Source organism: Inquilinus limosus MP06, assembly GCF_000767795.1.
In the GTDB taxonomy this organism is placed as follows: domain Bacteria; phylum Pseudomonadota; class Alphaproteobacteria; order DSM-16000; family Inquilinaceae; genus Inquilinus; species Inquilinus limosus_E.
Genome location: NZ_JANX01000325.1, coordinates 1 through 7,104 on the forward strand (window position 1 = coordinate 1; position 7,104 = coordinate 7,104).

A 7,104-nucleotide genomic window follows, 5' to 3' on the forward strand; every position below is an offset into this window, starting at 1 on the left:
GATGCCCTGGAACTGCCGTTGCCGCGCAGCCCGCGCCTGCTGCGCGTCGTGCGGGCGCTGATGGACGATCCGGCGGAGCGGCAGTCGCTGGACGCGCTGGCCCGCGACGCCGCCCTGTCGCGGCGCAGCCTGACCCGTCTGTTCCGGCAGGAGACTGGGCTGTCGGTCGGGCAGTGGCGGCTGCGCCGGCGCGTGGTCGCCGCCATCGCGCTGCTGGCAGAGGGCCGGACGGTCACCGACACCGCCCTGACCCTTGGCTATGACAGCGTCGGCGCCTTCGCCCAGTCCTTCCGCAAGGTCACCGGCGCGGCGCCGTCGGCCTATCGGCGGAACGCCTAGCCGAGCACTAGATCGTCGCGATGGATCATCTCGTCCCGGCCGCGATAGCCGAGGATGGCCTCGATCTCGCGGCTCTTGTGGCCGCGGATGCGGTCGGCGTCGTCGGAATCATAGGCCGACAGGCCGCGGCCCAGCACCCTGCCCTGCCTATCCTTGACCGCGATCGGGTCGCCGCGGCGGAAGCTGCCTTCGACCGCCGTCACCCCGGCCGGCAGCAGGCTGCGGCCGTCGGCCAGCGCCCTGGCCGCGCCGGCGTCGATCACCACCGACCCGACCGGCTTCAGCGAGCCGGCGATCCAGCGCTTGCGGGCCGTGCGCGGCTCCGCCCCCGGCACGAACCAGGTGCAGGGCGCGCCGGATTCGATGCGCTGCAGCGGCGCCGCCTCCTTGCCCATGGCGATGACCATGCGGCAGCCGGCGCCCATGGCGATGCGGGCGGCCACCAGCTTGGTGACCATGCCGCCGGAGGAGTAGCCGGGCAGCGCCTCGCCGGCCATGGCCTCGATCTCCGGCGTCAGCTCGTCGACCTCGGGGATCAGCGTCGCCGCGGGATCGCGCTTCGGATCGGCGGTGTACAGCCCGTCGATGTCGGACAGCAGCACCAGCGTGTCGGCCGACACCATCTGCGACACCCGCGCCGCCAGCCGGTCATTGTCGCCGAAGCGGATCTCGGCCGTCGCCACCGTGTCGTTCTCGTTGATCACCGGCACGGCGCCGAGCCGAAGCAGCGTCTCGATCGTGGCGCGGCCGTTCAGGTGGCGGCGGCGGTCCTCGGTGTCCTGCAGCGTCAGCAGGATCTGGGCCACGGTGATGTCGTGCCGGGCCAGCGTCTCCTGATAGGCATGGGCCAGGCGGATCTGGCCGGTGGCGGCCGCCGCCTGCTTCTCCTCCAGCCGCAGCGGCCGGCCCTTGAGGCCGAGATGCTCGCGCCCCGCCGCGATCGACCCGGAGGAGACGATGATCACCTCCTGCCCGCGCGCGCGGCAGCGGGCGACGTCGTCGGCCAGCGCGTCCAGCCAAGCACGGCGCAGCAGCCCGGTGCGCGGGTCGACCAGCAGGGCGGATCCGACCTTGACGACGATGCGGCGGGCCTGGGCGAGGGAAGCGGTCATGGCGGGCATTCGACGGCCGAAAGACAAGGCCCTCTTCCTAGCCTCTCGGCCCGCTGCGGGCAAAGCCGTTCCGCGACCCGCCCTCCCCTCGCCGCGGCACGGCGGCTATGATCCGGCGTGATGCCCGATTCCGAGGATGCCCGATGACCGAGGCCGCCACCGTCCTGCTGTTCTCCTACGGCACGCTGCAGCAGGAGAATGTCCAGCTGTCCTCCTTCGGACGCCGCCTCGAAGGGACGCCGGACGCGATGCCGGGCTGGCGCCAAGGCGAGATCGAGATCACCGACCCCGAGGTGATCCGCACCAGCGGCAAGCGCTTCCACCCGATCGTCGAGCCCGGCGCGGCGGCGGACGAGGTGGCCGGGACGGTGTTCCGCATCACCGCGGCCGAACTGGCTGCCGCCGACGCCTATGAGGTGTCGGACTACAAGCGCATCCTGGTGCCGCTGGCCTCCGGCCTGGAGGCCTGGGTCTACGTCCGGGCCTGAGCGGCCCGTCCCTCTCACAGTCGGAAGCGATCCCGCTGGCGAGCCGGCCGGATCGGGCGGATCATGCCGCCCGGTCTCACCCTCGGATCGGAGCTCAGGTCATGGCGAGCAAACCCAAGATCGTACTGGTGCACGGCTTCTGGGGCGGCGCCGCCCATTGGAGCAAGGTGATCGTCGAGCTGTCGCGCAAGGGCTACGGCCCCGGCGACCTGCATGCGGTCGAAGTGCCGCTGACCTCGCTGGCCGACGACGCGGAGCGGACCCGCAAGATGGTGGCGCAGCAGGCCGGGCCGGTACTGCTGGTCGGCCACTCCTATGGCGGCGCCGTGATCACCGAGGCCGGCGGCCTGCCCAATGTCGCCGGGCTGGTCTATATCGCGGCCTTCGCCCCGGATGCCGGGGAGAGTCCGGGCGGCATCTCGCAGGCCCATCCGCCCGCCGCCTTCCCCAACCTCGCGCCCGACAGCGACGGCTTCCTCTGGATCAAGCCGGAGAAGTTCCATGAGAGCTTCTGCCAGGACCTGACGCCGGAGGAAGGGCTGGTCATGGGGGCGACGCAGAAGGCGCCGCTGGCCAGCACCTTCGGCGACGCCATCACGGTCCCGGCCTGGAAGCAGAAGCCCTGCTCTGGTACCAGATCTCCGCCGACGACCGTATGATCAACCCGCTGAACCAGCAGATGATGTCGTCGCGGATGAACCCCCGGAAGACCATCACCCTGCAGGCGGGCCATGCCTCCCTGGCCTCGAAGCCGGCCGAGGTGTCGGCCCTGATCGACGAGGCCGCCACCCAGCTGGCCGGGTAGCGGCCCGTCCCCAGCCTCGGCCGGGCCCGTCAGCTTCGGCCGAGCGCCTGGCGGATCGCGGTCTCGACCGGGGAATAGGCCCCGTCCGGCCGCTCCAGCCGGTACGGCTCGGCCAGGCCGATCGACGGCTGCGCCAGGAAGCGCGGCTCGGTGCCGCGATGCCGCTGCGCCGCATGGATCATGAAGGGGTGGCACAGATAGACCGTGCCCGCCGGGCCGGTCGCCAGCGCCTCCGGCCGGCCGGCGCCGACCCGCCGGACATCCGGGCTGGCCAGCCCCGCCTCCCCCGCCGGCTCCAGGAACCGGGCCATGTCGAGATGGGAGCCGACCCGCAGCCGGGTCGGCGCGTCGTCCGGGCCGATGTCGGAGAACAGGAACAGCGTCAGCAGCGCCCGGCCGCGGGAACTGACATTCACCCGCCAGGACGAGAAGTCCTGCCGCTCATGCGGGTCGCTGCTGTCCCCGGGGAAGCTGACATCGACATGCCAGCCGTCGTCCTTCGGGGCCTTGCGCGCCGGGAAGCGGACCGGGAAGGTGCCGAGATCGGTGCGCGGCTGCCAGCGGCCCGGCCCGACCAGCCGGTCGATGGCGGCGCGCAGCACCGGCGTGTTCGCCGCCTGCCTGAACGGCTCCTGCCCGTACCAGCCGAGCCGGACGACCGGCTGCGTCCAGGTCTTCGGGTCCCGCGGGTCGCAGGGCAGGTCGCGCCACAGGATGGCGCGCCCCGCCTCCGCCAGCTCACGGGAAAAGGCTCCGTCGATGCGAACGAAGCCGTCTTCGATGAAGCGCTCGATCTGCTCGTCATCGAGATTGTGCGAAGAAGGCATCATGTCAGCGGCCGTTCCAGCTCGATCTCGTCGCGAATCGGGATGCCGTGAAAGCCGACCAGCGGGATCGACGGTTTGAGCCGGCGGGCTTCCTCGACCGCGCCGGGCCTGACCGCGACCAGACGGAAGCCGCGACGCTGGTAGAAGTGCAGCGCATCGAGATTGTCGTTGGTGGTGGTCACCAGCATCGCGGCATGGCCGCGGGCCTTCAGCTGCGCCGCCACAGCCTCGACCAGCGCCGTGCCGATGCCCTGGCCCGGCGGGTCTGCGTCGAGGGACATCAGCTCGCCTGCCTCCGGATCGAAGGTGGCGAGACCGCGTCCGAACGGCTCGGTGACGATCGCCGGGAAGTCCCTGAGATCGAACAGCTGGCCGCGCAACGCCATCTGCGGGCTGCCCCACTGCGCCGTCAGGAAGGCGGCGACCGCCTCCCGGTCGGCGGGACCGCTCAGTCGGACTCGGTGGGCGCCCATGGCGTGATGTCGGCCGGCGCCGGCTCGTCCTCGACCAGGGCCGGACGGCTCTCGGCGATGCGGGTCCAGAGCAGGCGCAGCACCTCCTGCACCCCGCCGCCGGTGGCGCCGGACAGGGCGACGACCTTGGCCTTGCGGCCGGCCGCCGCCTTCAGCGCCTTCAGCCGGGCTGCGGCCGTGTCCTTGTCCAGCGCGTCGGTCTTGTTCAGCCCGACGATCTCCGGCTTGCCGGCCAGGCCGCCGCCATAGGCCTCGAGCTCGCCGCGCACCACGCGATAAGCCTCGGCAACATCGTCCTGGGTGCCGTCGACCAGGTGCAGCAGCACGTTGCAGCGCTCGACATGGCCCAGGAAGCGGTCGCCCAGGCCGGCGCCCTCATGCGCGCCCTCGATCAGGCCGGGGATGTCGGCCAGCACGAACTCGTGGTCGTCGCTGCGGACCACGCCGAGATTCGGGTGCAGCGTGGTGAAGGGATAATCGGCGATCTTCGGCCGGGCGGCGCTGGTGGCGGCCAGGAAGGTCGACTTGCCGGCATTGGGCAGGCCGACCAGCCCGGCATCGGCGATCAGCTTCAGCCGCAGCCAGACCCAGCGCTCCTCCCCCGGCCAGCCGGGGTCGAAGCGGCGCGGGGCGCGGTTGGTCGAGGTCTTGAAATGGGCGTTGCCGTAGCCGCCGTCGCCGCCCTTGAGCAGGCGGAGCCGCTGCCCGACCTCGGTCAGGTCGGCCAGCACCTCCTCCTTCTCCTCGTCCAGCACCTGGGTGCCGACCGGCACGCGCAGCACCGTGTCCTCGCCCTTGGCGCCGGAGCGGTCGGAGCCCATGCCGTGATGACCGCGCTCGGCCTTGAAATGCTGCTGGTAGCGGTAGTCGATCAGGGTGTTGAGGCCGTCCACCGCCTCGACCCAGACATCGCCGCCGCGGCCGCCGTCGCCGCCGTTCGGGCCGCCGAACTCGATGAACTTCTCGCGCCGGAAGGCGACGCAGCCATTCCCGCCGTCGCCGCTCTTCAGGAAGATCTTGGCCTCGTCGAGGAACTTCATGGCCTAGTCGCCCCGTGCCGCCGGCCCGCGGGCCCGCCCCATCCTTGTCGCATCAAAATAGGAAACGGGGGAATGGTCGCCCATTCCCCCGCTCCAGATCCGTGCCTGCGAGCCCCGGCCGTTTCGGGCCGGAACGAGGCGTTACTCGGCGGCTTCCGCCTGGGCGATCGTCACCGTGGTGCGGCCGCCGGCCGACTTGAACTGGACATTGCCGGGAACCAGCGCGAACAGCGTGTGGTCCTTGCCCATGCCGACATTGACGCCGGGATGGAACTTGGTGCCGCGCTGACGCACGATGATGTTGCCCGGGACGACGGCTTCGCCGCCGAACTTCTTCACGCCGAGGCGCTGGCCTGCCGAATCGCGACCGTTGCGCGACGAACCACCGGCCTTCTTATGTGCCATCTGTCGATCTCCTCTTTACGCGCCGGCGATGGCGGTGATCTTGAGCACCGTCAGGTCCTGACGGTGGCCCTTCTTCCGCCGGTAGTTCTGGCGGCGCTTCTTCTTGAAGATGATGACCTTCGGGCCGCGGGTCTGCTCGACCACCTCGGCGGTGACCGACGCACCGGCCAGCACGGGGGTGCCGATCTTGACGGCGCCGTCGCCGCCCACCATCAGCACGTCCTCGATGGTGACCGAGGCACCCGGCTCGGCGTCGAGACGCTCGACCGTGACAAGCTGGTCCGGAGCAACCCGGTACTGTTTCCCGCCCGTGCGGATGACTGCGAACATGGTCAAGCTGCCGTCGACTGGGAGGACGCCCCTTGCGGTTCGCCCTCAGGTGATCAAAAACGAGCACGGGTGCCAGCCGGAACCAGCACCCGTGTCCGTGAACGCGGCACTATAGTCAGGCGCGGCCGCGTGTCAACGGCCGAATGCGGAGCCGTGAATTCCGCCCTGCAAACGATGCTTGCATGGCCGAACGCTCTCCACTATGGTCCGCGCCGGCCACGCGGAGGGGGTCCTGGAGACCGCCCGCCATGCCTCTGCGGAGAGGTGCTAGAGTGGTTGAATAGGACGGTCTCGAAAACCGTTGTGTCCGCAAGGGCACCGAGGGTTCGAATCCCTCCCTCTCCGCCATCTGCCTGCCTCGTGGGGTTCCGGACAGCCCCAACCACCCCGAAAATCCGCCAGATATCACCATAGCGGCGGCCTCACCGGTTCCGCTGCGTCTCCCGCAATGCCTCCATCGGGGGTCTCTGGGGGTAGCGGTCTCGGCGCATGGGGGCATCCGATGCCGAGCGACGCCCAGACCGGGAGGGCCAAGCGAGACGGCCTATAAAATCCAGGGTTCCGAGACCGCATCTCCATGTCTCGAAGACCGGCGCCAAGCTTTGGCGCCTCAAATGCGCTTCAAGAGCCGGGCCGGTCGGAGAAGCACGCCAAGGACGTCGTCACGTCGCGCGAGAGTGGCATTTTCCCGGCGCTCGGGTCACGGCCTCGAGCAGGCCGGGCCAGCGGTCCTCGAAGCGGTGGCGGCCGCCTCCGGCCGGGTCGGCGTCCCAGGTCAGGCTGTCCCCGAAGGCGAGGATGGTCTTCTGCCCGGTCGCGATGGTCCCTCTGACGTCACGCCGCCCGCCCCAGCAGCGTCGGCCGCTCCAGCGGCCCGGCATTGGTGTTGACCCGGCGGTCCAGCCGGACGTCGCCGTCGCCGAAGGTCAGGGTCACCGTGTCACAGAACGCGGTCTCGACGAAGCGCCATGTCATCTCCAGTCGGCGTTCGTCGCGCCAGACGCCGCGCGCGATCACCCGCAGCGAATCCGGCTGATATTCATGGTGCAGCAGGTTGCCGGTCATGGTGGTGTCGCCCTCGACCGCGTGGCCGAGGCCGGATTCGATCCGGTGCGTGCCGCGATGGTCCGACAGTGTGAAGACGACCCGGTCGGCCTCGAAGTCCAGCTCGATCGCAACGACGCCATCCTCATTGGCGTCGAACACGAAGCGCCGGCCGTCGACCGCCACCGCGACGGGCGACCCGGCCGCGCCCTCGGCCTCAGGCAGCGCCAGGGCGGCCAGC

Annotated in this window: 11 protein-coding genes and 1 tRNA gene; 5 read left to right on the forward strand and 7 right to left on the reverse strand. The window is 70.6% G+C overall.

All coding sequences use genetic code 11. The annotated features are described in order from the left end of the window. The coding region (locus tag P409_RS21655; RefSeq protein ID WP_034843571.1) for a helix-turn-helix domain-containing protein at positions 1-339 on the forward strand (339 nt) is incomplete at its 5' end. Here P409_RS21655 and proB read toward each other — a convergent pair. Then, complete coding sequence (gene proB / locus P409_RS21660; RefSeq protein ID WP_202964755.1) at positions 336-1,451, reverse strand: glutamate 5-kinase; 1,116 nt, start codon at positions 1,449-1,451, stop codon at positions 336-338. The two genes, P409_RS21655 and proB, sit on opposite strands and share 4 nt — an antisense overlap. 143 nt (positions 1,452-1,594) lie before the next feature. Here proB and P409_RS21665 point away from each other — a divergent pair, with 143 nt between their 5' ends. The 3 genes from P409_RS21665 to P409_RS40415 all read left to right on the forward strand — a co-directional run bounded on the left by P409_RS21665 (position 1,595) and on the right by P409_RS40415 (position 2,744). After that, entirely contained in the window at positions 1,595-1,939 is a 345-nt protein-coding gene (locus P409_RS21665; protein ID WP_034843574.1) for a gamma-glutamylcyclotransferase family protein, read from the forward strand. 101 nt (positions 1,940-2,040) lie between these two features. Next, complete coding sequence (locus P409_RS21670; protein ID WP_202964756.1) at positions 2,041-2,598, forward strand: alpha/beta hydrolase; 558 nt, start codon at positions 2,041-2,043, stop codon at positions 2,596-2,598. Further along, entirely contained in the window at positions 2,595-2,744 is a 150-nt protein-coding gene (locus P409_RS40415) for a hypothetical protein (RefSeq protein WP_202964757.1), read from the forward strand. The genes P409_RS21670 and P409_RS40415 overlap by 4 nt, the downstream gene beginning before the upstream one ends. Before the next feature lie 29 nt (positions 2,745-2,773). On the opposite strand, the gene P409_RS21675 is transcribed toward P409_RS40415, so the two are convergent. The 5 genes from P409_RS21675 to rplU all read right to left on the reverse strand — a co-directional run bounded on the left by P409_RS21675 (position 2,774) and on the right by rplU (position 5,819). Beyond that, the gene (locus tag P409_RS21675; protein WP_034843575.1) at positions 2,774-3,574 is read right to left on the reverse strand and encodes a phytanoyl-CoA dioxygenase family protein; all 801 of its coding nucleotides are present in this window, start codon (positions 3,572-3,574) and stop codon (positions 2,774-2,776) included. Then, the gene (locus P409_RS21680; RefSeq protein ID WP_052121124.1) at positions 3,571-4,044 is read right to left on the reverse strand and encodes a GNAT family N-acetyltransferase; all 474 of its coding nucleotides are present in this window, start codon (positions 4,042-4,044) and stop codon (positions 3,571-3,573) included. Before P409_RS21680 ends, P409_RS21675 begins: the two co-directional genes overlap by 4 nt. After that, complete coding sequence (gene obgE, locus P409_RS21685; RefSeq protein WP_052121127.1) at positions 4,020-5,084, reverse strand: GTPase ObgE; 1,065 nt, start codon at positions 5,082-5,084, stop codon at positions 4,020-4,022. The genes P409_RS21680 and obgE overlap by 25 nt, the downstream gene beginning before the upstream one ends. A gap of 141 nt (positions 5,085-5,225) precedes the next feature. After that, positions 5,226-5,489, reverse strand: a complete 264-nt coding sequence (gene rpmA, locus P409_RS21690; RefSeq protein WP_034843576.1) for a 50S ribosomal protein L27 — start codon at positions 5,487-5,489, stop codon at positions 5,226-5,228. A gap of 15 nt (positions 5,490-5,504) precedes the next feature. Further along, positions 5,505-5,819: a 50S ribosomal protein L21 gene (gene rplU, locus P409_RS21695; protein WP_034843578.1), complete on the reverse strand. Its 315-nt coding sequence runs from the start codon at positions 5,817-5,819 to the stop codon at positions 5,505-5,507. A gap of 258 nt (positions 5,820-6,077) precedes the next feature. On the opposite strand from rplU, the gene P409_RS21700 reads away from it, so the two are divergent. Next, a tRNA-Ser gene (locus P409_RS21700) sits at positions 6,078-6,167 on the forward strand. 486 nt (positions 6,168-6,653) lie between these two features. On the opposite strand, the gene P409_RS39085 is transcribed toward P409_RS21700, so the two are convergent. Beyond that, on the reverse strand, positions 6,654-7,104 hold a 451-nt coding region (locus P409_RS39085; RefSeq protein ID WP_034843580.1), incomplete at its 5' end, for a hypothetical protein.

Excerpts from the sequence above, each read along its gene's own strand:
- proB (WP_202964755.1), bottom strand. The coding sequence starts at position 1,451 with ATGACCGCTTCCCTCGCCCAGGCCCGCCGCATCGTCGTCAAGGTCGGA.
- rpmA (WP_034843576.1), bottom strand. The coding sequence starts at position 5,489 with ATGGCACATAAGAAGGCCGGTGGTTCGTCGCGCAACGGTCGCGATTCG.
- P409_RS21665 (WP_034843574.1), top strand. The coding sequence starts at position 1,595 with ATGACCGAGGCCGCCACCGTCCTGCTGTTCTCCTACGGCACGCTGCAG.
- P409_RS21680 (WP_052121124.1), bottom strand. The coding sequence starts at position 4,044 with ATGGGCGCCCACCGAGTCCGACTGAGCGGTCCCGCCGACCGGGAGGCG.
- rplU (WP_034843578.1), bottom strand. The coding sequence starts at position 5,819 with ATGTTCGCAGTCATCCGCACGGGCGGGAAACAGTACCGGGTTGCTCCG.
- P409_RS21675 (WP_034843575.1), bottom strand. The coding sequence starts at position 3,574 with ATGATGCCTTCTTCGCACAATCTCGATGACGAGCAGATCGAGCGCTTC.
- obgE (WP_052121127.1), bottom strand. The coding sequence starts at position 5,084 with ATGAAGTTCCTCGACGAGGCCAAGATCTTCCTGAAGAGCGGCGACGGC.
- P409_RS40415 (WP_202964757.1), top strand. The coding sequence starts at position 2,595 with ATGATCAACCCGCTGAACCAGCAGATGATGTCGTCGCGGATGAACCCC.
- P409_RS21670 (WP_202964756.1), top strand. The coding sequence starts at position 2,041 with ATGGCGAGCAAACCCAAGATCGTACTGGTGCACGGCTTCTGGGGCGGC.